Below are 25582 nucleotides of genomic sequence, written 5' to 3' on the forward strand. Positions count from 1 at the left end.
TCAGGCGTTTGTGCAGGTGGGAGGCGGCCGAACGGATGTCGCACGAGTGTTCGAGAAACGGTCCGGAAATGGTCTATGGTGGGGGTGGGAGAGTTGGGAACTGATGTTCGAGCGGCTCATGAGTGCGGGAGGTGCGTGTGCCAGGGTTCACGCATCTGCACACCGTCTCCGGGTTCTCCCTGAGGTACGGGGCCTCGCACCCGGAGCGGCTGGCCGAGCGTGCCTCCGAGCGGGGGATGGACGCCCTGGCTCTCACCGATCGCGACACGCTCGGGGGCGCTGTTCGATTCGCCAAGGCCTGTGCGAAGGCCGGCGTGCGTCCGTTGTTCGGCGTGGAGCTGGCCGTGGAGGACTTCGGGCTCTCGGAGGCGGGCGAGTCCGCGGGGCGGCGGCGCCGGGTTCCGGTGCGGGGCGGTGCCTTTGTCGACGACTCGACGCCTCGTGTCACCTTTCTTGCCCGGGACGGGGCCCGTGGGTGGGGTGATCTGTGCCGGATCGTTTCGGCTGCGCATGGCGGGGAGGGGCCGCCGATGCTGCCCCGGGAGGACAACCGGGGGGACGGTCTGATCGTTCTGCTCGGGTCCGACTCCGATGTCGGGCGCGCGCTCGCCGCCGGTCGTCCCGATCGGGCGGCCAGGCTGCTCGGGCCCTGGCGGGAGGTCTACGGCGACTCCCTGCGGCTGGAGGCCGTCTGGCACGGGCGCAAGGGCACCGGTCCGGGGTCGTTGCGGCTGGCCGCCCGGACCGTCGGCTTCGCCGCCGAGCAGCGGGTGCGGCCGGTGCTGAGCAATGCCGTCCGGTACGCGGATTCCGGTCTGGGGCCGGTCGCCGATGTGCTGGACGCCGCGCGGCGGCTCGTGCCCATCGACTCCACCAAGGAGCTGGACTCCGGCGAAGCCTGGCTCAAGGGTGCGGGGGAGATGGCGAAGGTTGCCGAGCGGGTCGTCGAGGCCGCGGGCTTCCGGCGCGATACCGCGCACCGGCTGCTGGAGCAGACCCGGGCGACCGCTTCCGAGTGTCTCGTCGATCCCGAGGACGACCTCGGGATCGGCAGCGTCCACTTTCCCGAGCCGTATCTCGTCGGCGCCGGGCAGCGCACCGCCCAGCGGGCGCTTTCCTCGCGGGCGGCGGCGGGCATGGTGCTGCGCGGTTATGACGGGCGGCGGGCGTACTGGGAGCGGATGCACCAGGAGCTGGACATCATCGCCCACCACGGGTTCGCTTCTTATTTCCTGACGGTCGCCCAAGTCGTCGATGACGTACGGAAGATGGGGATCCGGGTGGCCGCGCGTGGCTCCGGTGCGGGGTCGCTCGTCAATCATCTGCTCGGCATCGCGCACGCCGATCCCGTGGAGCACGGGCTGTTGATGGAGCGCTTCCTGTCCAAGCGCCGGCTGGTGCTGCCCGACATCGACATCGACGTGGAGTCCGCGCGCCGGCTGGAGGTCTACCGCGCGATCATCGACCGGTTCGGGACCGAGCGGGTCGCCACCGTGTCGATGCCGGAGACCTATCGGGTGCGGCATGCGATCCGGGATGTGGGTGCCGCCCTGTCCATGGACCCCGCCGACATCGACCGTATCGCCAAGTCCTTCCCACACATCCGGGCGCGCGATGCCCGGGCGGCGCTGGAGGAACTGCCCGAGCTCAGGCAACTGGCGGGGGAGCGGGACAGGTACGGCAGGTTGTGGGAACTGGTGGAGGGACTGGACGCCCTTCCGCGCGGCATCGCCATGCATCCGTGCGGGGTGCTTCTGTCCGACGCCTCCTTGCTCTCCCGTACGCCCGTCATGCCGACCAGCGGCGAGGGCTTCCCCATGTCGCAGTTCGACAAGGAGGACGTCGAGGACCTGGGGCTGCTCAAGCTCGACGTGCTGGGCGTGCGGATGCAGTCGGCGATGGCGCACGCGGTCGCGGAGGTGAAGCGGGTCACGGGGGAGCGGGTCGATCTGGACGCGCTCGACTTCGAGCGGGGGGACGGCGATCCGGCGACGTATCAGCTGATCCGGTCCGCCGAGACGCTGGGCTGCTTCCAGATCGAGTCGCCGGGGCAGCGGGACCTGGTCGGGCGGCTTCAGCCGGCCACCTTCCACGATCTTGTCGTCGACATCTCGCTCTTCCGGCCCGGGCCGGTCGCCGCCGACATGGTGCGGCCGTTCATCGAGGCGCGGCACGGGCGGGCGCCGATGCGATATCCGCATCCGGATCTGGAGGAGCCGCTGCGGGAGACGTACGGGGTCGTCGTCTTCCATGAGCAGATCATCGACATCGTGCACATCATGACCGGGTGCGGGCGGGACGAGGCGGACCGGGTGCGGCGCGGGCTGTCCGATCCGGAGTCGCAGGGGCGGATCCGGGTGTGGTTCGCACAGCACGCGGCGGCCAAGGGGTATGACGCGGAGACCATCCGGCGGACCTGGGAGATCGTCGAGGCCTTCGGGTCGTACGGCTTCTGCAAGGCGCACGCCGTCGCCTTCGCCGTGCCGACCTATCAGTCGGCCTGGCTGAAGGCCCATCATCCCGCCGCTTTCTATGCGGGGCTGCTCACCCATGACCCCGGGATGTATCCGAAGCGGCTGCTGCTGGCGGACGCGCGGCGGCGTGGGGTGCCGATCCTGCCGTTGGACGTGAATGTGTCGGGGGTCGCACACAGGATCGAACTGGTGTCTGAATCTGGGAAGGGTGAGGAGACTTGGGGACTGCGGCTCGCGCTCTCCGACGTGCATGGCATCAGCGAGGCCGAGGCGGCACGGATCGCGCAGGGGCAGCCGTATGCCTCGCTGCTCGACTTCTGGGAGCGGGGGCGGCCGAGCCGGCCGCTCGCTGGGCGGCTCGCGCAGGTGGGCGCGTTGGACGCCTTCGGGGCCAACCGGCGTGATCTGCAACTGCATCTGACCGAGCTGCACCGGGGCGCCCGGGGTGGCGGCGGGGGACAGCTCCCGCTGGCCGGCGGGCGGAAGACGGCCGCGGCGGGGCTGCCCGACCTCAGCTCGTCGGAGCGGCTCAGCGCCGAACTGGGTGTGCTGTCGATGGACGCCTCGCGCAATCTGATGGACGACCACCGGGCGTTCCTCGACGAGCTGGGTGTCGTCTCGGCGCGGCGGCTGCGCGATGCCCGGCACGGCGAGACGGTGCTGGTCGCGGGTGCCAAGGCGGCCACCCAGACGCCGCCGATCCGGTCCGGCAAGCGGGTCATCTTCAGCACGCTGGACGACGGGACGGGGCTGGTGGACCTCGCCTTCTTCGACGACTCGCACGACGCGTGTGCCCACACCGTCTTCCACTCCTGGCTGCTGCTGGTGCGCGGGGTGGTGCAGCGGCGCGGTCCGCGCAGTCTGAGTGTGGTGGGCTCCGCCGCCTGGAACCTCGCCGAGCTGGTCGAGCTGCGCGCCGAGGGCGGCCTGGACGTGGTGGCGGCGCGGCTGGCGGAGCCCATGGCGGAGGGGGACGGAGACGATCCGACGCACGGCCGGCGCATCCAGATGCCGACCGGATACGAGATGCACCCGTGGGCCGATCTGCGACCTGCGGGTCAAGAGCCTTCACAGGTAAGGAAGTTGTGGCACCAGAGTCCGGGGAGTGCGGGATGACCATCCTCTGCGTACGTTTCCAGCTGCCGCCGGCGGGCGAGGCGGCCCTGCCCGGGCTGCTCGGACTGCTGGAGGACTTCACGCCGGTCGTTCAGGCGCTGCCACCGGACGGGGCACTGGCCGATCTGCGGGGCGCCGAGCGGTACTTCGGGCGCGACGCCGTCGAGTTGGCGTCGGTGATCCGGGTGCGCGCCCTCGCCCACCACGGGGTCGACTGCGTGATCGGCGCCGGGCCGGGCCCGATGCTGGCCCGCGTGGCACTGGGGGACGCCCGGCCCGGGGTGACGTGCGCCGTTCCCGAGGAGCCGGATGCCATCGCGCGGTTCCTCGCCGACAAGCCCGTCGCCGCGCTGCCCGGCGTCGGCGCCGCGAGCGCCCGCACCCTGTGCGAGTACGGCCTCGACACCCTCGGCCTGGTCGCCGCCGCACCCCTGTCCACGCTCCAGCGCCTGATCGGCGCGAAGGCAGGCCGCGAGCTGCGCGAAAAGGCGCGCGGAATAGACCGGGGCCGGGTGGTGCCGAACGCCGTGTCGCGCTCGCTGGCCACCGAACGCCCCTTCACCCGCGACGAGCTGGACCCCGACCGGCACCGCCGTGCCCTGCTCTCGGCCGCCGAGGAACTGGGCTCCCGGCTGCGCACCCTGGACAAGGTCTGCCGCACCCTGACCCTCACCGTCCGCTACGCCGACCGCTCGTCGACAACCCGCAGCCGTACGCTGAAGGAGCCGACGGCCCACTCGCCGGCGCTGACCAGGGCGGCCTACGACATGTACGAGGCTCTCGGCCTCCAGCGCGCCCGCGTCCGCGCCCTCGCCCTGCGTGCCGAGGGCCTCGACCCCGCCGAGCAGGCCTCCTACCAGCTCACCTTCGACCCGCTCGACGAGAAGGCCCGCCGCATCGAGGAGGTCGCGGACCGCGCGCGAGCGAAGTTCGGGCCGCATGCGGTGATGCCGGGGTCGCTGGCCGCCTGACTCCCCTCATGCGGAGGTCAGTTGGCCCAGGGCGGCGTGATGCGGGTGCCGTCGGCCAGCTCCGCCGTCAGGCCGATGGAGGTGGTGACCCAGGTGACGGCGGTCCGCTCGGTCGGGTTCTCGACGGTCAGCGTCGCACCCGGGTTGATGATCAGGGTGTCGCCCGCCGCGATCCGGTCCGTGCGGTCGTCGAGCGTGATCAGCAGCTCTCCGTCGAGCAGGTGGAGGATCTCCTCCCGGTTGACGGTGTGCGCGGGTGCCTTGGTCCCGGCCGGGATCTCGCCGCGCCAGGCGCACAGTTCTTTGCTGCCGGTGCCGGGGGTGGCGTACGAGACGAAACGGGCGCCGTGGATTTCGTGGGTGACGGCTTCGGACGCGCGGATCACGGGCATCGGTGTGCCTCCTGGGTGTAGGTGGTCAAGCGGCTTGACCATATCTGTCTATGGTCAAGCCGCTTGACCAATACGTCAAGGGTGTTTCAATGCCTGCGTGCAGAACTCCGAAGCCATGGCCCTGTCCGCCGCCCTGCTCGCCGTCGCCGGTGAGCTCACGCAACGCATCAATGACGGCGTGGTGGCCCGGGGCTTCGAGGGGCTGCGGCCCGCGCACGGATTCGCGTTCGCGCGGCTCGCCCCGGACGGTGCGACGGCCACCGACCTCGCCGCCCACCTCGGTGTGACCAAGCAGGCGGCGAGTCAGCTCGTCGACGAGATCGTGCGCAAGGGGTACGCCGAGCGCCGGCCGCATCCCGATGACGCGCGCGCCCGGCTGGTCGTGCTGACCGAGCGGGGGTGGGCCTGCACCCGTGCGGCCGAGGAGGCGGCCGCGGATGCCGTCCGGGCGTGGGTGGGTGTGCTCGGCGAGAGCGAAGTGCAGGCGCTGTTGCGGCAGTTGGTGCGCATCGCACCCCATGGCCCCATCAGGCCCACTTGGTGATGGTTCATCAGTGGATGTAACCGGCCACTGGTTATCACTGGAAGTTTTTACTGACGCGTAACTTCACACGTCTACTACTCGCCCGTAACTTGACGGGTGAACAGCATCCTCGTGATCCGGATCACCGGGCGTAAGGCCGTCGCAACTCCCTTGAGCCGCAAGGAGATCACACGATGCTGCCCTGGAAACGAGTGCTCAGACCCCTGGCCGCGCTGCTGCTGACCGCCGCGGTCGCCGTCGTCCCCGCCACCACGGCCCAGGCGGCCGAAGCGGCGGCGACCACGCACAGTGGCTGGAACGACTACTCCTGCAAGCCCTCCGCCGCCCATCCCCGCCCCGTCGTCCTCGTGCACGGCACCTTCGCGAACTCCGTGGACAACTGGCTGGGCCTGGCGCCCTACCTGAAGAACCGCGGGTACTGCGTCTTCTCCCTCGACTACGGCCAACTGCCCGGCGTGCCGTTCTTCCACGCCCTCGGCCCCATCGAGAAGTCGGCGGAGCAGCTGTCCGCCCATGTCGACAAGGTGCTCGCCGCCACCGGCGCCGCCGAGGCCGACCTCGTCGGCCACTCGCAGGGCGGCATGATGCCCCGCTACTACGTCAAGTTCCTCGGCGGTGCCGGCAAGGTGAACGCCCTCGTCGGCATCGCGCCCAACAACCACGGCACCACCCTCGGAGGCCTCGCCAACCTACTGCCGTACTTCCCGGGCGCGGAGGACCTGCTCAGCACCGCCACTCCCGCCCTGGCCCAGCAGATGGCCGGATCCGCGTTCATGACCAAGCTCAACGAGGGCGGCGACACCGTCCCCGGCGTCCGCTACACGGTCATCGCCACCAAGTACGACGAGGTGGTCACGCCGTACCGGACTCAGTTCCTGAACGGCCCCGACGTGAAGAACGTCCTGATCCAGGACAAGTGCGCGGTCGACCTGTCCGAGCACGCGCTCCTGGGGCTGACCGACCGGATCGCCTTCCACGAGGTGGTCAACGCGCTCGACCCGGCCCGTGCCACGCCCACCACCTGTGCGTCCGTGATCGGCTGAGCACGCCGCCGGGGCCTGACCGGCCTGAGCCGCCGGTCAGGCCCCGGAGTTGTGGGGCGGTGGAGCCGCGGGTCAGCGCCCGTGGCGAGCGCCGGCCGCGCGGCGGCGCACCGACGCGAACAGGACCGCCGAGCCGAGTGCGAGGGTCGCCGCGCCGCCCATCGCGAGATACGCCGTGCTGCTGTCCCCGCCGGTCTCGGCGAGGTTCTCGGTGGCACCGGCGGCCTTCGGCTGGTTGGCCGGGGCGGACTGCTCCTGCGCGGCCGCCGCGGCCGGCTCCGCCGACGTACTGGCGTCCTGGTCACCGTGGCCGTTGTGCTCGATCGTCGACTTGTCGGCACCGTCCTCGATCTGGTCCTCGGAGGGCGCGGAGGCGCTCGGCGCGGGCGCGGTGGCCTCACCGCCGGTGCTGTCACTGCCGCCGCCCGAGTTGTCGGTGCTGCTCTCACCGCTGCCGCTGCCCGAACCGCCCCCGCTCGCCCCGCCGAAGCTGACGTCCGAGCAGGAGTAGAACGCCTCCGGGCTGTCCGAGCGCTGCCAGACCGCGTACAGCAGCTGCTTTCCGGAGCGCTGCGGCAGGGTGCCGGAGAAGGTGTAGAAGCCGCCCGAGGCCGCCGGGTCGGTGGACGTCGCCACCGGGTTCGCCAGGTCCAGGTCGTCCCAGGCCAACGGCTTCGACGGGTCGTACCCCTGCTTCGTGATGTAGACCTTGAAGGTGCCCTTGTGCGGCGCGGTCACGCGGTACTTGAACGTGTACGACCCGCTGCTCACGCTCGTCGCCGGCCAGTCGGCGCGGGCCAGGTCGAGGCCCTTGAACGCCTCGCTGTTCGCGCTGCACAGCTTGCCGTCCGGAATCAGCTCCTGGTGCCGGCCGTCCGCGTTGCCGATGCGTATGCCGTTCCAGTCGTAGAGGGCCTGCGTACCGCCCGCCGCGACCGCAGCCTTGCACGCGTCGGACTTCGGGCTCTCCGGGCCCTCCGCGTAACACTGCGAGACCCGGCTGACCGGGTCGCCCATCGAGCCGTGCGCCGACGCGGGCGCGGTGGCGAGGGCGGTGAGGGCGAGCGGGGTCAGGCCCAGGGCGGCGACGGTGGCGGCCTTGCGGCGTGCGGGCATGGGGGATCTCCTCGGAAGCGGAACTGACGGGTGCCGGATCCAAGAAACCGCGAAAACGCCTGGCGCAGGGGGTTCGCGGCGATCTTTAGGGTCGCCTTAAGGGAGTGCTCAGGCGGAGATCAGGTAGGTACCGTTCCTGGCATGACAGATGAGGGGATCCGGCCCGCCGTCACCGCCGACGTGCCCGCCGTCAGAGCCGTCACCGACGCCGCCTACCACCACTACATCGAGCGGATCGGCAGGGTCCCGCAGCCCATGGAGCGGGACCACGCGGCCAACGTGGCCGAGGGGAAGGTGTTCGTCGCGGAGGAGCCCGGCACGGGGCGCGTGGTCGGGCTCGTCGTGGTCGAGGCGTACGAGGATCACCTGTACCTCGACAACATCGCCGTCCACCCCGACGCCCAGGGGCAGGGCGTGGGACGACGGCTGCTGCACTTCGTGGACGCACACGCGCGTGCGCTGGGTCTGCCCGAGGTCAGGCTCTACACGCACGCGTTGATGCGGGAGAACCAGAAGATCTACCCGAAGTACGGCTACGAGCTCGTCGAGCGTCGAGTGGACGGGCCGTACGACCGCATCCACTACCGCAAGCGGCTCGACTGACGTGTCTGAGGGGGCCGGCGGGGCGTTTCAGCCGTCCGGCCACCAGGTGCGCGCTATGTCCTTGCGGACCTCGGGTCGTCCCGAGGGGCGCTCGTCCGCCTCCTCATGGACCCGGCGGGCATCCGTCGTCCTCTTCAGGGGCTTCTGCACGGTCACACGGCGCATGGCTGCCTCCTTCAGGGGCTACCGAGTTCCTTGTTCATACGGAGGTAGACCCTTCCGGGGAGACTTCCTCATCGCCGCTGGTCCTGTCAGTGGCCGCTGTCACGATTTCGACTGTCAGTGGCGGGTGTCACTCTTGGCCGTATGACCGACATGACGAACGGTGAACAGGCCATCACAGGGCAGGCCGTGGACTGGGACGCGGCAGCCGCCTCCTTCGACGATGAGCCCGACCACGGCCTGCGCGACCCCGAAGTGCGCCGGGCCTGGGCCTCCCGGCTGGGTTCCTGGCTGCCCGAGCGTGCGTCCGACGTCGTCGACCTCGGCTGCGGCACCGGCAGCCTGTCGCTCCTCGCCGCCGAACAGGGACACCGGGTCACGGGGGTGGACCGGTCCCCGGTGATGGTGGACCTGGCCCGCGCCAAGCTGGCCGGGCGTGACGCGGTGTTCCTCGTCGGTGACGCCGCGGCGCCGCCGGTGGGGGAGGAGCGGTTCGACGTCGTGCTCGTACGGCACCTCCTGTGGGCGCTGCCCGACCCGGGCCGGGTCCTGCGGCACTGGCGCGGGCTGCTGCGCCCGGGAGGACGGTTCGTGCTGGTCGAGGGCGTGTGGGGGACCGACGGCGTAGGCCTGGCGGCGGACCGCCTCACCGGTCTGCTCGCCCCGCTCGTCGGGCACGTGCGCGTGGAGCGTCTGTCGGACGACGAACTGCTGTGGGGAAAGGCCGTGGACGACGAGCGGTACGCCGTGGTGGCGACGGCCTAGGCCAGCAGGGACTCCAGACCGCCCTCGACGGTGGCGAACGCCTCCAGCTCGTCCAGGGCCGCGACGGCCGCAGCGGCCGCCTCGGGGTCGGTCTCCGCCAGACCGCTCTCGGCGAACTCGTCCTCGTCCAGGCGGCGTACGTCCGTGCCGTCCGCGGAGCGCCACAGGTCCAGGTCGAGGTCCTCGACGACCAGCTCGGTGCCGGACAGCGCGGCCGGGCGGGTGATGTCGCAGTACCAGCCCTTGAGGCCACCCGAGGAGTCCCGGACCTCCTTCACGGCGTACCAGCGGTCGCGCCAGTAGTACTCCGTGAAGACGTCGCCCGGCTCGAAGCGGACGAAGCCGAAGTCGCGGACCCCGGCGCCGGACCAGGGGGCCCGGACGGCGATGCGGGTGCCGTCGTCGGCGACCAGCTCGGCCTCGTAACGGATCTTCGTACGGCCTCCCTTGACGAGGACCACATCCAGCGGGCGTCCCTGCTCAGCCGAGTTCACGGACATGGCGCACCTCCGTCGCGCAGACCTCGTAGCCGAACCACTTGTTGATCGCGAGCATCGGGCCGTTGCCGGCGTCGTTGCCCGTGAACGCCTCCGTGTACCCGGCGGCGCGGGCGCGATGCAGCGAGTCGTTCTTGGCGAGCTTGGCCAGGCCGCGGCCGCGGAAGGCGCGGGCGCTGCCGGTCATGGTGGTGCCGTAGCGGGTGGCGCCGTCCGTGCGGGCGGCGCTGAAGGCGGCGGGGCGGCCGTCGACGAGGACCACCGAGGTCAGCTCGTGGCTGTTCAGCGGGTGCCGCCAGGTCTCCTCCAGCCAGGCCTCGTAGTCCGTGAACTCGGTGTCGACGTCACCGGGTTCGTCCAGCGTCGTCTCCGCGTCCAGTTCGAACAGCGGGCGCGGGTCGTCCGCGAAGTCGGCGGCCGTGCGCAGTTCGACACCCGGTGGGAGCGCCTGGAGCGGGGGCAGCGTGCCGTTCGCCAGGTCGAGGCGCAGGAAGTGCGCGCAGCGGCTCGCGCGATAGCCGTGCCGTTCGGCGAAGACGCGGTTGTCCGGCTCGTCGAGCACCCAGGCGAACAGGGTGGTCGCGCCCACGGCGGCCAGGTGTTCCTCGGCGGTGCGCAGCAGGAGCGCGCCGGCGCCGCGGCGCGTGCGCTCCGGGTGCACATACACGTTGACGAAGCCCTGCCCGGGCTCCGGACTGTCGTGGGCGATGCCGACCTGGGCCGTACCGATGATCTCGCCGTTCTCCTCGGCGAGGAGAGGCCGGGCATGGGCGTCGGGGTGGGCACGGGTGGCGCCGTGGACGACGGCCTCCGGGGTGACCACGAGATACGGGAGAGCGCGGTGCCAGACACCGACGAATCCCTCGACATCGGCTCGGACTTCGGGACGCAGATCGCGGACGGAGACGGTCATGGGGCCGCACGCTACGCGGGCGATGTGCCGGGGTGCCTCTCATTTTCCGGCGGGTACGGGACAATCGGCCTGTGACATTGAAGATCCACATCGACGACAGTGCCGCGCCGTACGAGCAGGTGCGGGCGCAGATCTCGGAGCTGGCGCACTCGGGGGTGCTGCCGGTGGGGTACCGGCTGCCGACCGTGCGGGGGCTGGCGGAGTCCCTCGGCCTGGCGGCCAACACGGTCGCCAAGGCCTACCGCGCGCTGGAGAGCGACGGGGTGATCGAGACGCGGGGGCGCAACGGCACGTTCGTGGCCGCGGCGGGCTCCGCGGCGGAACGGGAGCTCGCGTCGGCCGCCCAGACGTACGTCGAGCGTGCTCGTCGGCTGGGGCTGACGGAGGCGGATGCGCTGGCCGCGGTGCAGGATGCCCTGCGGGCGGCCTACAGGGGCTGAGCGCTCCGCCGGAAGCGCCGAGTGGGGTGGGTGGTCGGCTGCGGCGCCGTCGTGACTGGTCGCGCCCACGCGGCGGAGCCGCAGATCGAACACCGCCCCGCGCCCCTTCCGGGCACCTTGGTCAGCGCCGTGCCGCGAACTCCGGCGTTCGCGTCACCGACAGCCCCGCCCGCGTCGCCGCGCGCCCGAAGGCCACCGCGTCCGCCACCGCCGCCCCGCCGGGGTCGTTGTTGAAGTACGCGTACATGTCCTCGGCTTCGGACCAGGTGGTCGCGATGCGGTCGACCCAGGTCTCCAGGGAGCGCCGGCCGTAGCGGGGCCAGGGGTGGGCGCGGCCCTCGTGGAAGCGGACGTAGCCCCAGTCGGCGGTACGCCACAGGGGCGTGACCGGGCGGGCCCGCACGTCGGCCCAGCACAGGGCGGCACCCCGGGACTCCAGCACCGTGCGGGTGCCGGCCACCCACCAGGACTCGTGGCGGGGCTCGACCGCGATCCGGGTCCCGGGCGGGAAGCAGGCCAGGCAGGCGTCGAGGAGATCGGGGTCGGCGCGCAGGGTCGGCGGGAGTTGGAGGAGGACCGGTCCCAGGCGGTCGCCCAGGCCGGCCGCGTGGGACATCAGGCGGCGGACCGGCTCCTCGGGATCCTTGAGGCGCTTGATGTGGGTGAGGTAGCGGCTCGCCTTCACCGCGACCACGAAGTCCCCCGGCACCCGGTCACGCCAGGCCTCGAAGTTCTCCCGCGTGGGCAGCCGGTAGAAGGCGTTGTTGATCTCCACCGTGGCGAAGTGCCGCGTGTACTCCTCCAGCCACAGCCGCATGGGCACATCGACGGGGTAGAGGGCACCCCGCCAGTCCCGGTACTGCCACCCCGACGTCCCGACGAACAGGGTCATACGACCATCAAAGCACCGGAAAGCTAGAGGTACAGCCCCGCGTCCGCCCCGTCCCGCGGGTCCGGTAGCGACGTCGGGGACGTGCCCCGCTTCAGCGCGTACAGCTCCGCCAGCGTGGCGCCCTCACGGCCGACGCCCTCCTCCGTGCCCAGCCAGGTGGTCGCCTCACCACGCGTCAGCGGACCCACCTCGATGCGGGCGAGACAGCGCCCGGGGCGGACGACGGCGGGGTGGAGGCGCTCCAGGTCCTCGTTGGTGGTGACACCGACCAGGACGTTTCGGCCCTGGCCCAGCAGGCCGTCCGTCAGGTTCAGCAGCCGCGACAGCGCCTGGCCCGCCGTGTGCTTCGCCTCGCCGCGGATCAGCTCGTCGCAGTCCTCCAGGAGCAGCAGCCGCCAGCGGCCCTTGCCGGTCGAGTCGTCCTCGCCGATCGCGATGTCCATCAGATAGCCGACGTCGCTGAACAGCCGCTCCGGGTCGAGGACGCAGTCGACCTGGCACCAGTCCCGCCAGGAGCGGGCCAGCGTCCGCAGCGCCGACGTCTTGCCCGTGCCCGGCGGGCCGTGCAGCAGGAGCAGCCGGCCGGCGATGTCCTCCGGGGTCGTCTTCATCAGGCGGTCCATCGCGTCCGCCACCGGCGCGGTGTAGTTGGCCCGCACCTCGTCCCATGTGCCCGCCGAGATCTGCCGGGTCGTGCGGTGCGGGCCGCGCCTGGGGGAGACGTACCAGAAGCCCATGGTGACGTTCTCCGGCTGCGGTTCGGGCTCGTCCGCCGCGCCGTCCGTCGCCTCGCCCAGGACGCGCTCCGCCAGTTCCTCGCTGGTCGCCGTCACGGTGACGTCGGCGCCCCGGTTCCAGCGGGAGATCAGCACGGTCCAGCCGTCGCCCTCCGCCAGCGTCGCGCTGCGGTCGTCGTCGCGGGCGGTGCGCAGCACACGGGCGCCCGGAGGCAGGAGCGTCACCCCGGACCGCACGCGGTCGATGTTCGCCGCGTGCGAGTACGGCTGCTCGCCCGTCGCGAAGCGGCCGAGGAACAGCGCGTCGACGACGTCGGACGGCGAGTCGCTGTCGTCGACGTTGAGCCGGATCGGCAGAGCGTCGTGTGGGTTCGCAGACATGCGGCCATGATCCGTCACGTGGCGGGCCCGTGCACCCGGTTTCCGCGCCTCACCCCGCCAACGGACGATGCCCGCCACCCGTGCCGACGCTCCCGGTGCATCCCCTCCGCCCTGTTACAGGACCGTGCACGCCGAAACCTGCCCGCGCGGATGCCGCCGCCGTTACCGTTGTCCTTGATGGGACGTCATGGGTGGAATTCGGGGGCAGGGCGGTGGCGGCTTACCGCGCTGCTCGGGGTGGGCGCGGCGGCTCTGGCACTGGTGGTGACGCTCCTCAACACGCTCCCGGGCAACGGTGTGAACACCGACGGCACCTCACGCGACGGCGACAAGGTGCACGGCAACCCGACCGCCACGCCGGACGCCACGAACCCGGAGGTGGGCTGGGGGTTCACGCACACCCAGTACAGCGCCGACGAGGGCGAATCCGCCGCCGTCAAGCGCGTCGAGGGACGGCTCGCGGACGCCGGGGGACTGCCGCAGATCCAGCACATCATGGGCTGGGGCTCCGACAATCCCGAGCCGGTCGAGGGGCGTTACGACTTCGAGGCGATGGACCGCCGCATCGACTTCATCCGCGCCTCCGGCAGCACCCCCGTCGTCACCCTGTGCTGCGCCCCCGACTGGATGAAGGGCGGCAAGGCCGGTGTCGACAACACGAACTGGAGCCAGTCCGCCCTGGAGACGCCGCCCGAGCCCGAGCACTTCGAGGACTTCGCCGCGCTCGCCGTGACCGTCGCCAAGCGCTATCCGGACGTACGCCACTTCATCGTGTGGAACGAGTTCAAGGGCTTCTGGAACGACGCAGAGGCCCGCTGGGACTACGAGGGCTACACCCGGCTCTACAACCTGGTCCACAAGGCGCTGAAGAAGGTCAACCCCGACATCATGGTCGGCGGGCCGTACCTCGTGATGGACAGCGTCGACCCGCGCGCGGAGGAGGCCTCGACGCAGCTGAAGGGCTCCTGGGGCGCCATGGACCAGCGCACGATCGACGCCTTCGCGTACTGGAACCGGCACAAGACCGGCGCCGACTTCGTCGTCGTGGACGGCTCCAGCTACACCCGGGACGACGAGCTGCTGCCCGACGAGTTCACGGCCACCGACAAGTTCACGGCCGTGAGCCGGTGGGTGCGCCGGCAGACCGGCGATCTGCCGCTGTGGTGGGCCGAGTACTACGTCGAGCCCGCCGACGGCAACGACGACCGCAAGGGCTGGTCCGAGGCCCGCCGGGTCGCCGTACAGGCCACCGGGATGATCGCGCTGGCCAAGGGCGGCGCCTCCTCCGCCTTCTACTGGAACCCGCAGGAGGAGCGCGGCACCGAATGTGCCGGCTGCCTGTGGACGCCGACCGACACAGCGGGCGGTGGCGAGAAGCTGCCCATGTACGACCTGGTCGCCCGCTTCGGCAAGGAGTTCCGGCCGGGCACCGAGTACAAGGAGGTGTCCGTGGACAAGCCCGATGTGCGGGTCCTGGCCACGGACAAGGCGGTCCTCGTCGTGAACACCCTCGACCGGCAGACCGGCGCGGAGATCGACGGCGAGAAGGTCGAGCTCCAGGCCTACGAGGTCAAGTGGCTCAAGCGCTGAGCCACTTGACCGTCACGCTCCTCACTTGATCGTCAGGAACCGCTGCACCAGCGAGGCCAGCAGCACCGCCAGCAGCGGCAGCGAGAACCAGAAGCTGCTCTGCAGCCAGCGCAGTTGCCGCACACTCGGCGCCATCGCCACCCGGACGATCTCGCGGGCCATCATCAGCACGATCAGCGCGAGCGCCGCGAGCCCTCCGACCACCGACCACGGCGTCCAGGTCACCTGCGGCCCGATCGGACCGGGGTCGGCCTTCGCAACTGCGCCGGCCGGCTGCTTGCGCAGCGCGTACATGGTCACGTCGGCGTTGGCGAAGACCTTCTTCAGCTCCTGCCGCTTGTCCAGGTTCTGGATCAGCCGCGGCTCCCAGGTCGCCGAATAGCCCACGTCCATCCGCAGATAGGTGACCTGACCCCGGTTGATCATCAGATACGAGTTCGGACCCGCGTCCTTGAGCGCCTTGACCAGCCCCGACACCAGCACCGGGTCGGTCGGCGCCGGCGTCGGCAGGTACTCCACCTTCTCCATGTCCCGCGAGCCCCACGGCATCGACGGCGTCACGACGTTGACCGGGTCGTTGCTCAGCCACAGCAGTCGCACCGTCGGATCGTCGTGCGCGTACACGTACTCCATGGCGGCGACCTCGCCGGGCAGGATCCGCTCGAACGGCTCGTTGCCCCAGCGGGCCACCAGGAAGCCGCCCATGAGCACCAGGCCCGCCATGAGCGCGGCCAGCGGGGCGAGGCTCACCCGGTCCTTGTCGCGCTCCTTCGCGGTGATGCCGGTGCGCGGGAAGAGGGCGAGTCCGGCCAGCAGGGCCGCGCCGGGCAGCGCGAACATGAAGACGCGCAGCGCCATCTCGCCGCCGTACGACTGCATGCCGAAGCCCAGGAACGGCACGAAGGTGAGGACGAGCAGCGAACGCTCCCGGTAGTTGTGGAAGCGCCGCCGCCACCAGCCCCAGCAGGCGAAGGCCATCACACCGCCGGCCAGCAGCACGCGCGTGTAGAGGACGAGTTTGTGCGTCGAACTGCCGCCCTCGATCCGGCCGGAGACGGACGACGACACATTGCTGCCCACGCCGCCGACCCCGCCGAAGAGCTCGTCGAAGTGCCCGGACCAGTACGGCTCGGCCATGAAGCCGATCCAGGCCGTCACCATGACGCCGAACAGGATCGGCAGACCGCGCAGTTCCGACTTGCCGATCAGGACGAGCGCCGTCAGCACGCCCAGCATCACGAACGGCGTGAGCTGGTGGGCCGGCACGCTCGCCGCGAACAGGCCGATCACGACCATCAGCAGCACGGCCCGCTGCCGCCGGTCCGTCGGCTCGACCTCGACCTCGCCGGGCCGCCGCTTCGTCCAGATCACGCGTGGCGCACGGAACCAGACCAGCAGGATCGCCGCGAACACCAGGTACAGCAGATACGTGAAGCCCTGCGGCGAGAAGTAGTCCTGGCCCACCCAGCCGCTGAGTACGAAGATCCAGATGCCGGTCCACTTGGCGCGCCAGCTCGCCCGCATCGAGCGCACGAGCAGGAACATCGGGACCAGGTACAGCAGTTGGACGGCCGTCGGCCACCAGCGGATGACCTCGCTCAGATCGCTGACCCCGCAGGCCTTCGCGGCGAACGCGGCCACCGCGAAGAAGCCCGGCCAGCTCCAGCGCGCGTCCAGGTCGGGCACCGCCGACCCGGTGCGGTCGATGTAGTCGAGGAAGCCGAGGTGCTGCCAGGCCGTCGCGAACCGCGGCTCGGTCTCGATCAGAGCGGGCAGGGCGTGCAGCGACACGACCGTCGCGAGCAGCGTGATCAGCAGCAGCGCCCGGTGCTCGCGGCCCAGCCACAGCAGCGAGGCGAACACCACCGTCAGCAGCGCCGCCCCGACCAGGGTGGGCAGCGGCAGCACGGAGATCAGCCCGAGCCCGCCCATCGAGTCCAGGTCGCTCTCGCCGAGCCGCAGCGCCGGCACCCAGTACAGCAGCAGCGCGGCGACCAGCAGACAGCCGATGACGACCCCGAGGCGGGTGGGCAGCAGCCGCTCACGCCAGGTCGGCGCGGGCGCCGTCGGCAGTCGTACGGCCTCTTCGTGCATGGGCGGCTCTTCCCGTACGGCTGACTCCCGCCGTACGACGGCCTCCTCCCGTACGGCAGCCTCCTCGCGCTCCTCCGGTACGGCTCCGTCGCTCGCGTCCGCGTCGCCCGCGTCCAGGTCGAACTCGGTCTCGGCGAACGGCGCGTCCACCTCGGCCGGCCCGAGTGACGCCTCCGAGCCGGGCTCCCGCTCTTCGACCGGCAACCCGAATTCCGGTTTGCGTGCCCAGGCCGGGCGGTGGTCCGGGCGTACCGGCGGGGTGCCCGTGGGCGGTGTACCGGGCCCCGGGCGGACGTCGGGCCGGCGTTCCAGGTGGTCGAAGTCGACGTGGATGCCGAGGGCGAGCGTGTCGGTGTCGAGCGCCCAGGCGGGCCCCCGCTTGCGCGCCCCCTCGGCCACCTCGCGCGCCCCCAGGTCGGCGAGATCACCGTCGGGGGCCGCACCCGCGGGCACCTCGGCCGAGGTCGCCCGCACCGTCCTGTACAGCTTGGGTGCCGCGATCGCGACGATCACCGCGAGGGACACGATCTCGGCGACACCGGCTCCGGTCAGGCCCATGCGGGGGAGCAGCAGCAGCGTCAGCCCCAGCACCAGGGTGCACAGCAGGCCCTGCAGCCAGGCCAGTCCGGCGGTGCGGCTCTGCGCGCGCAGGACGGCGAAGTACGTCTCCATCACGACCCGCAGCAGTGCGCCGGCCGCGAACCAGCGCAGCAGCGGCGTGGCCGCCTCCGCGTATCCCTGGCCGAAGACGCCCAGGATCCAGGGCGCCCCGAAGAACAGGATCGCGGCGACCGGCACCATGATCCGCGCCATGCGCTTCAGCGCGGCCCGGGTGTTGGCGGCCAGCCGCCCCGGGTCGTGCGAGCCCTCGACCGTGAGGGAGGCGCCCATGTTGATGGCGAGCAGATTGACCGTGCCGCCGATCGTGGCCGTGATGTAGAAGTACGCGTTGTCCTCGGCGGAGACCTGCGCGGCCACGATCACCGGGATCAGATAGACCACGGCGAGGGAGAACAGGGAGCCGGTGTAGTCGCCGGCCAGGAACTTCCCGATCTCCTTCAGGGACGGGGGACTGATGCGGTTCTCGGTGGCCTTCACATGGCGCGGCACCAGACGCCGGAACACCAGCCAGCCCAGCGGCAGTACGGACACCGCGATCGCCGCGACCCACGACACGAAGACACCGGCGGTCGGGATCGCCACCGCGAAGGCCACCAGCAGAGCCAGCTTCACCGCGGAGAACACGGTGTTGCCGACCGGCACCCACACCGAGCTGCGCAGCCCGGTCAGCACGCCGTCCTGGAGCGTGAGCAGGTTCCAGGCGATGACGGCCACGACGAAGAACAGCCCGTTGACCGGCCCGCCCAGGAACCGGTACGACGGCCCCCACAGGTCCAGCGTCAGCAGGAAGACCCCCGCGGCCAGGGCCACGACCACGCAACTGCCCGCGTACGTCCGGAAGATCAGGCGACCGCTCCTGCGCCCCGCGACCGGGATGAACCGGGCCAGTGCGCCCGTCAGCGTCACCGCGGTCAGACCCGCGAGGAACTTCATCGCGGCGATCGCGGCGGATCCCTGGCCGACCGCGGACTCGGAGTAGTAGCGGGCGGCGGCCAGCCAGAAGCCGAGCCCCAGCACCGCGGAGACACCGGTGTTGATCATCAGGGCGTAGGCGTTGCGGAACAGCTGGCTGCCCCCGGAGGACCCGCCCATGCCGGGCAGGCGAAGGCGGCGCCCCGACTGCGCGGGCGCCGTCGCGGCGGTCGATGCGGGCTCGGTCGTGGTCGTCGTGTCAGACACGGGAACGGATGGCCTTCCGGCGGACCTGTCGGGCTCTGCGGACGACGGCGTACCCCTTGGTGAGGGCACGGTCCCTGGCGAAGCTGCGGGCGATCGCACGGCCTTCGACCATCCGCCCGAACTCCTCGATTCCGGTCGTGCGGCGCACGGTCAGACGAGTGAGGGCGTACGGCCCCTGCCGGCGCCGCGCGAGGCCGTTGTTGACGGCGAGCGCCTGCTCGTACCCCGTCTCGCGCACCGCCTCGCGCACCCGGCGGCTGGAGTAGCCGTACGGGTAGGCGAACGAGGCCGGGACGCTGCCCAGCCGGTCCGAGATGATCTCCTTGCACAGGATCAGCTCGGAGCGCAGCCTGTCGTCCGGGAGCTGGTCGAGCTGGGGGTGCGTATGGCTGTGGCCGCCGATCTCGACGTCCGCCTCCGCGAGTTCGCGGACCTGGTCCCAGTCGAGCATGGTGTCCAGGCCGCCGCCCATGTCGTGCGGGCCCTTCAGCCAGCCCGTGGAGACGAACACCGTGGCCGCGAAGCCGTGCTTGGCGAGCACGGGCAGGGCATGCCGGTGCACGCCCTCGTAGCCGTCGTCGAAGGTGATCAGCACCGGCCGCTCGGGCAAGGGCCTGCCCGAGCGCCAGCGCGCGGCGAGGTCGGCGGTCCTGACGGGCGTGAGGCCCAGCTCGCCGATCAGTGCCATCTGCTCCGCGAACGCCTCCGGCGCCACCGACAGTTCGCGGGTGGCCTCGTTCGGTGAGGTGGAGACGGCGTGGTACATCAGGATCGGCACGCGCGTGTCGGTCATCTGCTGCCCCCTTCGACGCCGGCTGCCCCCTCGCTGCCGGCTCCCGCTCCGGTCCCCGCCACCGAGTACGTAACGCCGCCCCGGCGGACCCGGACACTCCCCACCACGTACCCACCGGCGGCCGTGAGCACCCCGGCGACGATCGCGCCCGCCCGCCCCGCACCGCCCGGCCGGGCCAGCACGGCGTCCCGCAGCCCGCGCGCGACCCCGGCCGGCAGGACCCGGGTGGCGTACCGGCGCTCCGACTCAAGTCCCTTGTCGGCGCCGACACTTCGGGCCACCAGGGCCTTGGACAGCCCTTCGGCATAGGTGCGCGTGCGGAAATACCGGAAGTGCTCCCGCGGCCCCGGCACCCTGTGGTGGATCACCGCCCGGTCGTCGATCAGCAGGACCGCGTCGGGCTTGGCCCGGGTCAGGCGGATGCACAGCTCCGTCTCCTCCCCGCCCAGCGGCAGCCGGTCGCCGTCACGTCCGATGCCGCTGGCGAAACCGCCCGCGAAGTCGAACGCCGTACGCCGGAAGGAGGCGTTGCCGCCGAGGACGTTGCGCACTTCCACGCGCCCGTGCGGCAGGCCGCGGTAGGTGCAGCCGACCACCCAGTCGAACTCCTCCGGGAACCAGGCCGGCCGCCGCCCCGACGCCCAGATCGGCTCGGTGCGCCCGCCGACGGCCATGACACGCGGGTCCTCGTAACCGGCGGCGAAGTGCTTCAGCCAGTCCCGCTCGGCCACCGCGTCGTCGTCGAGGAACGCGATGACCTCGCCGTACGAGGCGGCGATGCCGGTGTTGCGGCCCGCGGACAGGCCACGGGGGCCCGCGTTGGCGAACACCCGCACATCGGTCGCTTCCTTGTACTCCTTGGCCAGCCGGTCCAGGAGCGCCTCGTTGTGGTCGACGACCAGCAGCGTCTCCAGGGCCGGATACGACTGCGCCCGCACCGAGGAGACCGCCGCGAGGATGTCCTCCCAGCGGTCCTCGGTGTACACGCAGATCACGACGGAGATGTCGGGACCGCTCAAGACGCCTCTCCCCGGACCGAGTGAACCGGGTGCGCCGGCTGAACCGACGGCACCGAGCCGAGTGTCGGGGAGTGCACCGCGGCGGTGCGGCGGCGCAGAGCACGCCGGTTGGAGCGCTCCCTGAGGATCACCTTGAGCACCCGCAGCCCGTCGCGCACGGCCCGCAGATTGCTCGTGCCGTGGATGCGGAGGTACTCGTGGCTCGGTATCTCCTGCACCTTCAGGCCCGCCTTGACGACCCGGATGTTCATCAGGGTCTCCACCTCGAAGCCGGTGCAGTCGAGGTCGATCTTGTCCAGGCAGTGCCGCCAGAACGCGTTGTAGCCGTAGCAGAGGTCGGTGTAGCGGGCGCCGAACTTGCGGTTGACAGCCGTGCACAGCGCCCAGTTGCCGAGCTTGCGGATCGGCGTCATGTCGTCGGTGCCGCCGCCGTTGGCGAAGCGGGACCCCTTGGCGAAGTCCGCGCCCGAGACCAGGGCGGAGACGTACGACAGGATCTCGTTGCCGTCGGCCGAGCCGTCCGCGTCGACCATCACGATGATGTCGCCGGTGGCCGCCTCGAACCCGGTGATCAGGGCATCCCCCTTGCCCTTGCCGCGCTGCCGCACGACCTTGACGTCAGGCCACAGCTCGCGGGCCACCTCGACGGTGTTGTCGGTGGAGTTGCCGTCGACCAGGACCACTTCGTGGATCCAGTCCGGCAGTGTCTTGAAGACGTACGGAAGGTTCTCCGCCTCGTTCATGGCCGGGATCACCACGCTGACCGGTGGTGCGATGGCCAGGTGCATGGAGACGGGCCGGTACTTGCCGACAGTTGACGGACCCTGGTCCGCGACCGCCGGGCGCAGAAAAGAACTCATGAGTCTGGTCCCTCTCGTCCGGTGGACCGCCCGCCCCTGGGCGGCCCGGCATTGTGTCCGGTTCGAAAGGGGGGTTCTCACATACGGCACGGACAAATGGATCTCCGTGCACGGATGGTGAGCTGGCATATCTGGCCGACCACCGATAATCGGCAGCCGGTCGCGCGGCACGACTCGGTAACAAGTGCGGACACCGTCACCGAGCACCCCCCTACCGCGCCTCGCGCCGGGACTGTCGCGGTCTTGAGCCCTCCCCTAGAGCCGCTTGGTGACAGTCCGATGCGAGTGAGATGTACGACGGTATTGATGATTGAGACTGTATGGCAAGAGCTGGAACGAGCTCTCACGTTTTTGTTGGTTTGACCGTAACCATCCGGGTTGTCTTGACCGTCACCGACTTCCCGAGCGGATCTTCCCCATCCTCTTCAGCAGCCGGTCGGCCGGTTCGAACAGCTCCGGCCGGGTCTGCACGGTGTTGCGCAGCGCCCGGACCGGGGCACGTCGCGCCCGGTGGCCGAACGCGACCGGGTGACGCCGGGTCACCCACCCCTCCGACACCAGCAGCTCACGTGTCTTCAGGGAGTCCTTGTACTCCTTCTGGCCCCGGCCGAGGTCGAGATAGGCGATGCCGTCGGCGGCGGCCGCCTCGGCCATGCGCAGATGCAGGACCAGTCCCGGGGAGTACTTCGAGAACGCCGGGTCGTACGCCGGGAACCAGCAGGCCAGCACCCTCTCGGTGCGCAGCCCGAAGTGCGCCGCGATCGGCTTGCCGCCCGCGTACAGCACCGACAGGATCCCCGTGAACGGCTCGGAACGGGTGTGGAACAGCTGATCCACCAGCCCGGTGATCCACTCCTGCGCGAACCGGTCGCTGCGCCCGGTCCTGCGGTACTGCGCGGACTTCCAGGCCATCAGCGTGCGCAGGGCCGCCGGATCGCGCTCGTCGTGCACATAGCGCACGCCGTCGTGATCCCGGCCCAGCTTGCGCTCCTTGGCGAGCGTCGACTTCGTGAACTTCGGTGACCGCTCGCGCAGTTGGCTCAGATACGCCTCGTACCCCTGGTCGATGTCCATGACCGGGGACGGGAACGTGCCGGACGCCTCCTCCTCGAACGCCGCCTGGCCCCCAACCAGGTGGTCGAACTCCCATACGGCGAGCCCGCACGCCTTCAGCAGCTCCCGGGCGTCCCAGGTGAACCCGGGCCGGTGCACCACCCCCTGTGCGTCCGAGACGCCGAGCCCGATGGCCCGGCCGACTCCGGCCGCCGTCCGCTGGAACGGGAAGAACGCCGTCGGCTCGCCGCCCTCCCGCACGACCGCGATCCGCACCCCGCGCCGGCAGCGGCCGACCGCGAGGGCGAACTCGGGCGAGAGGAAGGGGTTGGCCAGCTCGGGCGAACCCTGAAGATGGGCCTTGGACTGCATCGATGTCCACGCCGCCCGGTCGGCGGAGCTGAGCTCGCCGGGGCGGTACACGCTGATGTCCACGTCAGTCAGTCCGCCTTCGCGTCGTACGGCCGCGCAGCCGCCGCACCAGAACCAGCAGGAGAATGAAGGCGCTGATCGCGGTCACGGCCACGATCCCGCCGCGGACCGACCACCGGTGCACGGCCAGCATGCCCTGGGCCACCAGCATGTTGACGACGACCGCGCCCGCAACCGCGGCCACGGTCCTGCCGAAGGGTTCCAGTCCGCGCAGCGCCGCGGCGATCGCCACGGCCGGTGCCGCGAGCAGGAAGAACAGCGTGAACGGGCCGCGCAGCGGTGACTGCGAGCCGACGAGCGCGAGAACCGCGCCGAATCCCCCCACGGCCGTCGCGGCGCCCGCGAGTAGCGGTGTCAGGTCCCTCCCCGGTCCTGACCGCTCCCGCTCGGCGTCCTGAGACGCACCTGTCTTGCTACTTAAGGTCTGCATTGGCGACTTTGCCCCCCGAAGCGCCGGATGCCGGGCTTCAATGTCGCTCAGCTCCGTGGGGGCCGTCAAGACGTTCCCCGGAGACGGCGGGCGTCTCCGGGGAACGGGTGGTTCTGGTCGTACGGGTGTGCTGTTACGGGACGAGCTTCAGCAGCCGGTTGGGCGAGCCGGTGCCCGGGCCGGTGACCACGTTGGTGGTGGCGCCGCCCGTCAGGGCCGTGGCGACCGAGGCCGGGGTGGCCGAGGTGTGGTTCGCCAGGTAGACCGCCGCCGCGCCCGCGACGTGCGGGGTCGCCATCGACGTACCGGAGATGGTGTTCGTCGCGGTGTCGCTGGTGTACCAGCCGGCCGTGATGGAGGAGCCCGGTGCGAAGACGTCCAGCACCGAGCCGTAGTTGGAGTAGCTGGCCCGGGCGTCCGTGCTGGTGGTGGCGCCGACGGTGATCGCCTCGGTCACGCGGGCCGGGGAGTACGAGGAGGCGTTGGCGTTGCTGTTGCCGGCCGCGACGGCGTAGGTCACGCCGCTGGCGATGGAGTTGCGCACGGCCGTGTCCAGCGTGGTGGAGGCGCCGCCGCCGAGGGACAGGTTGGCGACCGAGGGGCCGGAGTGGTTGTTGGTCACCCAGTCGATGCCCGCGATGACGCCCGCGGTGGTGCCGGAGCCCGCGTTGTCGAGCACACGCACCGCCACGATCTTCGCCTTCTTGGCGACGCCGTAGGTCGAGCCCGCGATGGTGGTGGCCACATGGGTGCCGTGGCCGTTGCCGTCGGAGGCGGTGGTGTCGCCGTCCACGGCGTCGTAGCCGTAGGTGGCACGGCCGCTGATCTGCTGGTGGGTGATGCGCACACCGGTGTCGATGACGTAGGCGGTCACACCGCTGCCCGCGCTGTCCGGGTAGGTGTAGGTGCCGGAGAGCGGAAGCGCGGACTGGTCGATGCGGTCCAGGCCCCAGGGGGCGCTGGTCTGCGTGGTGTCGGCCAGCCGGACGCGCTGGTTCTGCTCGACGGACGCCACGGCCGGGTCGGCGGCGAGCTGTCTGGCCTCGGTCGCCGAGAGGTCGGCGGTGTAGCCGTTCAGTGCCTTGGTGAACGTCCTGCTCACCGAGCCGCCGTACTCCTTCACCAGGTCCTTGCCGGCGGCCGAGGAGGCCTTGAGGCCGGCGCTCTTCTTCAGCGTGACGATGTAGCTGTCCTTGATCGCCGTGGGGGAGCCGGCGGCCAGGACGTTCCCCTCGGCCGGGGCGGCCTGGGCGGGGAGGGAGGTGAGCCCGCCGACGAGGGCGGCGGTCGCCAGGCCGGATATCGCGGCGAACCGGAGTGTGTTGCTACGCAGTTGTGCCATTACGAGGGAGTCCTCCTCAAGGCGGTGCGCAGGTGGTGCGCGCACATGTGGGGGGTGCGTGCGCAGTCGCACGCACGGCCCTGGAACGTTGCGTTCCCGTTCCCAGGCCGAGGTAAAGGATCTGTGGTCCCGAGGTGACGGACAAGGGAGTTGACGACCTGTCAAATCCTGTCATGCACACGAAATGCAACACATGGCGAACCCACAGGGTGAAAGTCGCGATGTCCGGGAAAGTCTTGGCATGGACACTTCCCGTCAACACGCGTAGTTGGTACGACGGTTAAGGCAGAGATCCTGCTATAGGGAGGTTCCATGAGACGTTCCCGACTTTCCGTATACGCCGCCTCACTCCTCCTCGCCGTCGGCACCGCCCTCACCGGGGCTGCGACAGCGCAGGCCGCCGACAGCGCCGCCGCAGGCGGCTTTGTGGCCCTCGGCGACTCCTACTCCTCGGGCCTCGGCGCGGGGAGCTACATCGGCTCCAGCGGCGACTGCAAGCGCAGCACGAAGGCGTACCCGTACCTCTGGGCCGCCGCGAACTCACCCTCGTCGTTCGACTTCACGGCGTGCTCGGGCGCTCAAACGGGTGATGTCACGGCCAGTCAGCTCGGCCCCCTCAGCTCCGCCACCACACTCGTGTCCATCTCCATCGGCGGCAACGACGCCGGCTTCGCGGACATCATGACGACCTGTGTGCTGCAGGGTGACAGCGCCTGTGTCTCACGCATCAACACCGCGAAGGCGTTCGTCGACTCGACGCTGCCCGGCAGGCTCGACAACGTCTACACGGCCATCCGGACCAAGGCCCCGTCCGCCCATGTGGTCGTGCTCGGCTACCCCCGCTTCTACAAGCTGGGCGCGTCGGGATGCGTCGGCCTCTCCGAGACCAAGCGCAAGGCGCTCAACGGCGCCGCCGACTACATCAACGCCGCCACTGAGAAGCGTGCCCTGGACCACGGGTTCACCTTCGGCGACGTACGGCCCACCTTCACCGGGCACGAGCTCTGCTCCGGCAGTTCATGGATGCACTCCGTGAACTGGCTCAACATCCCGGAGTCGTACCACCCGACGGTCGCGGGCCAGTCGGGTGGTTATCTGCCGGTTCTGAACGCCGCGGCCTGAA

23 protein-coding genes are annotated in these 25582 nt (G+C 70.8%); 9 read left to right on the plus strand and 14 right to left on the minus strand.

Annotated features, from left to right (window positions below; all coding sequences use genetic code 11):
* Positions 1-137: 137 nt before the first annotated feature.
* Positions 138-3590, plus strand: a complete 3453-nt coding sequence (locus OG331_RS38060; protein ID WP_406205157.1) for a DNA polymerase III subunit alpha — start codon at positions 138-140, stop codon at positions 3588-3590.
* Positions 3587-4561, plus strand: a complete 975-nt coding sequence (locus OG331_RS38065) for a DNA polymerase thumb domain-containing protein (protein ID WP_406205160.1) — start codon at positions 3587-3589, stop codon at positions 4559-4561. Before OG331_RS38060 ends, OG331_RS38065 begins: the two co-directional genes overlap by 4 nt.
* A gap of 17 nt (positions 4562-4578) precedes the next feature.
* Here OG331_RS38065 and OG331_RS38070 read toward each other — a convergent pair whose 3' ends face one another.
* Positions 4579-4953, minus strand: coding sequence for a cupin domain-containing protein (locus OG331_RS38070; RefSeq protein ID WP_391408366.1), 375 nt, complete (start codon positions 4951-4953; stop codon positions 4579-4581).
* A 97-nt stretch (positions 4954-5050) separates the two neighbouring features.
* On the opposite strand from OG331_RS38070, the gene OG331_RS38075 reads away from it, so the two are divergent.
* A complete protein-coding gene (locus OG331_RS38075) occupies positions 5051-5497 on the plus strand; it encodes a MarR family winged helix-turn-helix transcriptional regulator (RefSeq protein ID WP_406205163.1) in 447 nt (148 codons plus the stop codon).
* A gap of 173 nt (positions 5498-5670) precedes the next feature.
* Positions 5671-6540 carry an esterase/lipase family protein gene (locus OG331_RS38080; RefSeq protein WP_406205166.1) on the plus strand — a complete coding sequence of 290 codons (870 nt, stop codon included), beginning with the start codon at positions 5671-5673 and terminating at the stop codon, positions 6538-6540.
* Between the two features lie 72 nt (positions 6541-6612).
* Here the strand turns inward: OG331_RS38080 and OG331_RS38085 are convergent, their stop codons facing one another.
* Complete coding sequence (locus OG331_RS38085; protein ID WP_406205169.1) at positions 6613-7656, minus strand: lytic polysaccharide monooxygenase; 1044 nt, start codon at positions 7654-7656, stop codon at positions 6613-6615.
* Between the two features lie 141 nt (positions 7657-7797).
* Here OG331_RS38085 and OG331_RS38090 point away from each other — a divergent pair, with 141 nt between their 5' ends.
* The gene (locus OG331_RS38090; RefSeq protein ID WP_406205172.1) at positions 7798-8259 is read left to right on the plus strand and encodes a GNAT family N-acetyltransferase; all 462 of its coding nucleotides are present in this window, start codon (positions 7798-7800) and stop codon (positions 8257-8259) included.
* 27 nt (positions 8260-8286) lie between these two features.
* Here OG331_RS38090 and OG331_RS38095 read toward each other — a convergent pair whose 3' ends face one another.
* The gene (locus OG331_RS38095; RefSeq protein ID WP_406205175.1) at positions 8287-8424 is read right to left on the minus strand and encodes a hypothetical protein; all 138 of its coding nucleotides are present in this window, start codon (positions 8422-8424) and stop codon (positions 8287-8289) included.
* Positions 8425-8574: 150 nt separating this feature from the next.
* On the opposite strand from OG331_RS38095, the gene OG331_RS38100 reads away from it, so the two are divergent.
* Positions 8575-9186: a class I SAM-dependent methyltransferase gene (locus tag OG331_RS38100; protein ID WP_406210570.1), complete on the plus strand. Its 612-nt coding sequence runs from the start codon at positions 8575-8577 to the stop codon at positions 9184-9186.
* Here OG331_RS38100 and OG331_RS38105 read toward each other — a convergent pair.
* Positions 9183-9686 carry a DUF402 domain-containing protein gene (locus OG331_RS38105; protein WP_406205178.1) on the minus strand — a complete coding sequence of 168 codons (504 nt, stop codon included), beginning with the start codon at positions 9684-9686 and terminating at the stop codon, positions 9183-9185. The two genes, OG331_RS38100 and OG331_RS38105, sit on opposite strands and share 4 nt — an antisense overlap.
* Positions 9667-10596: a GNAT family N-acetyltransferase gene (locus OG331_RS38110; RefSeq protein WP_406205181.1), complete on the minus strand. Its 930-nt coding sequence runs from the start codon at positions 10594-10596 to the stop codon at positions 9667-9669. The genes OG331_RS38105 and OG331_RS38110 overlap by 20 nt, the downstream gene beginning before the upstream one ends.
* Positions 10597-10667: 71 nt before the next feature.
* Between OG331_RS38110 and OG331_RS38115 the strand changes: the two genes are divergently transcribed.
* The gene (locus OG331_RS38115) at positions 10668-11036 is read left to right on the plus strand and encodes a GntR family transcriptional regulator (protein WP_406205184.1); all 369 of its coding nucleotides are present in this window, start codon (positions 10668-10670) and stop codon (positions 11034-11036) included.
* A 121-nt stretch (positions 11037-11157) separates the two neighbouring features.
* Here the strand turns inward: OG331_RS38115 and OG331_RS38120 are convergent, their stop codons facing one another.
* Positions 11158-11928 carry a DUF72 domain-containing protein gene (locus OG331_RS38120; protein ID WP_406205187.1) on the minus strand — a complete coding sequence of 257 codons (771 nt, stop codon included), beginning with the start codon at positions 11926-11928 and terminating at the stop codon, positions 11158-11160.
* Positions 11929-11951: 23 nt separating this feature from the next.
* Positions 11952-13046 (minus strand): DUF5925 domain-containing protein, encoded by a 1095-nt coding sequence (locus tag OG331_RS38125; RefSeq protein ID WP_406205190.1) that lies wholly within the window; start codon positions 13044-13046, stop codon positions 11952-11954.
* A gap of 177 nt (positions 13047-13223) precedes the next feature.
* Here OG331_RS38125 and OG331_RS38130 point away from each other — a divergent pair, with 177 nt between their 5' ends.
* Complete coding sequence (locus OG331_RS38130; RefSeq protein WP_406205193.1) at positions 13224-14636, plus strand: GH39 family glycosyl hydrolase; 1413 nt, start codon at positions 13224-13226, stop codon at positions 14634-14636.
* A gap of 21 nt (positions 14637-14657) precedes the next feature.
* Here OG331_RS38130 and OG331_RS38135 read toward each other — a convergent pair whose 3' ends face one another.
* From OG331_RS38135 to OG331_RS38165, 7 genes are all read right to left on the minus strand, one after another.
* Positions 14658-18530: a lipopolysaccharide biosynthesis protein gene (locus tag OG331_RS38135; protein ID WP_406205196.1), complete on the minus strand. Its 3873-nt coding sequence runs from the start codon at positions 18528-18530 to the stop codon at positions 14658-14660.
* Entirely contained in the window at positions 18523-19323 is an 801-nt protein-coding gene (locus OG331_RS38140; RefSeq protein WP_406205199.1) for a polysaccharide deacetylase family protein, read from the minus strand. Before OG331_RS38140 ends, OG331_RS38135 begins: the two co-directional genes overlap by 8 nt.
* Positions 19320-20342: a glycosyltransferase family 2 protein gene (locus OG331_RS38145; protein ID WP_406205202.1), complete on the minus strand. Its 1023-nt coding sequence runs from the start codon at positions 20340-20342 to the stop codon at positions 19320-19322. Before OG331_RS38145 ends, OG331_RS38140 begins: the two co-directional genes overlap by 4 nt.
* Complete coding sequence (locus OG331_RS38150) at positions 20339-21202, minus strand: glycosyltransferase family 2 protein (protein WP_406205205.1); 864 nt, start codon at positions 21200-21202, stop codon at positions 20339-20341. The genes OG331_RS38145 and OG331_RS38150 overlap by 4 nt, the downstream gene beginning before the upstream one ends.
* Positions 21203-21592: 390 nt before the next feature.
* Entirely contained in the window at positions 21593-22690 is a 1098-nt protein-coding gene (locus OG331_RS38155; RefSeq protein ID WP_406205208.1) for a GNAT family N-acetyltransferase, read from the minus strand.
* A 1-nt stretch (position 22691) separates the two neighbouring features.
* The gene (locus tag OG331_RS38160; protein ID WP_406205211.1) at positions 22692-23117 is read right to left on the minus strand and encodes a hypothetical protein; all 426 of its coding nucleotides are present in this window, start codon (positions 23115-23117) and stop codon (positions 22692-22694) included.
* 133 nt (positions 23118-23250) lie between these two features.
* Positions 23251-24459: a S8 family peptidase gene (locus tag OG331_RS38165; RefSeq protein ID WP_406205214.1), complete on the minus strand. Its 1209-nt coding sequence runs from the start codon at positions 24457-24459 to the stop codon at positions 23251-23253.
* Between the two features lie 312 nt (positions 24460-24771).
* On the opposite strand from OG331_RS38165, the gene OG331_RS38170 reads away from it, so the two are divergent.
* Complete coding sequence (locus tag OG331_RS38170) at positions 24772-25581, plus strand: SGNH/GDSL hydrolase family protein (protein WP_406205217.1); 810 nt, start codon at positions 24772-24774, stop codon at positions 25579-25581.
* Position 25582 lies beyond the last annotated feature (1 nt).

It is taken from the genome of Streptomyces sp. NBC_01017, from assembly GCF_045162795.1.
In the GTDB taxonomy this organism is placed as follows: domain Bacteria; phylum Actinomycetota; class Actinomycetes; order Streptomycetales; family Streptomycetaceae; genus Streptomyces; species Streptomyces machairae.

What these genes read in the sequence shown, in the direction of transcription:
- OG331_RS38065 (WP_406205160.1), top strand. Translation starts at nt 3,587, where the DNA reads ATGACCATCCTCTGCGTACGTTTCCAGCTGCCGCCGGCGGGCGAGGCG.
- OG331_RS38070 (WP_391408366.1), bottom strand. Translation starts at nt 4,953, where the DNA reads ATGCCCGTGATCCGCGCGTCCGAAGCCGTCACCCACGAAATCCACGGC.
- OG331_RS38080 (WP_406205166.1), top strand. Translation starts at nt 5,671, where the DNA reads ATGCTGCCCTGGAAACGAGTGCTCAGACCCCTGGCCGCGCTGCTGCTG.
- OG331_RS38085 (WP_406205169.1), bottom strand. Translation starts at nt 7,656, where the DNA reads ATGCCCGCACGCCGCAAGGCCGCCACCGTCGCCGCCCTGGGCCTGACC.
- OG331_RS38090 (WP_406205172.1), top strand. Translation starts at nt 7,798, where the DNA reads ATGACAGATGAGGGGATCCGGCCCGCCGTCACCGCCGACGTGCCCGCC.
- OG331_RS38095 (WP_406205175.1), bottom strand. Translation starts at nt 8,424, where the DNA reads ATGCGCCGTGTGACCGTGCAGAAGCCCCTGAAGAGGACGACGGATGCC.
- OG331_RS38100 (WP_406210570.1), top strand. Translation starts at nt 8,575, where the DNA reads ATGACGAACGGTGAACAGGCCATCACAGGGCAGGCCGTGGACTGGGAC.
- OG331_RS38105 (WP_406205178.1), bottom strand. Translation starts at nt 9,686, where the DNA reads ATGTCCGTGAACTCGGCTGAGCAGGGACGCCCGCTGGATGTGGTCCTC.
- OG331_RS38110 (WP_406205181.1), bottom strand. Translation starts at nt 10,596, where the DNA reads ATGACCGTCTCCGTCCGCGATCTGCGTCCCGAAGTCCGAGCCGATGTC.
- OG331_RS38120 (WP_406205187.1), bottom strand. Translation starts at nt 11,928, where the DNA reads ATGACCCTGTTCGTCGGGACGTCGGGGTGGCAGTACCGGGACTGGCGG.
- OG331_RS38125 (WP_406205190.1), bottom strand. Translation starts at nt 13,046, where the DNA reads ATGTCTGCGAACCCACACGACGCTCTGCCGATCCGGCTCAACGTCGAC.
- OG331_RS38130 (WP_406205193.1), top strand. Translation starts at nt 13,224, where the DNA reads ATGGGACGTCATGGGTGGAATTCGGGGGCAGGGCGGTGGCGGCTTACC.
- OG331_RS38140 (WP_406205199.1), bottom strand. Translation starts at nt 19,323, where the DNA reads ATGACCGACACGCGCGTGCCGATCCTGATGTACCACGCCGTCTCCACC.
- OG331_RS38150 (WP_406205205.1), bottom strand. Translation starts at nt 21,202, where the DNA reads ATGAGTTCTTTTCTGCGCCCGGCGGTCGCGGACCAGGGTCCGTCAACT.
- OG331_RS38160 (WP_406205211.1), bottom strand. Translation starts at nt 23,117, where the DNA reads ATGCAGACCTTAAGTAGCAAGACAGGTGCGTCTCAGGACGCCGAGCGG.
- OG331_RS38165 (WP_406205214.1), bottom strand. Translation starts at nt 24,459, where the DNA reads ATGGCACAACTGCGTAGCAACACACTCCGGTTCGCCGCGATATCCGGC.
- OG331_RS38170 (WP_406205217.1), top strand. Translation starts at nt 24,772, where the DNA reads ATGAGACGTTCCCGACTTTCCGTATACGCCGCCTCACTCCTCCTCGCC.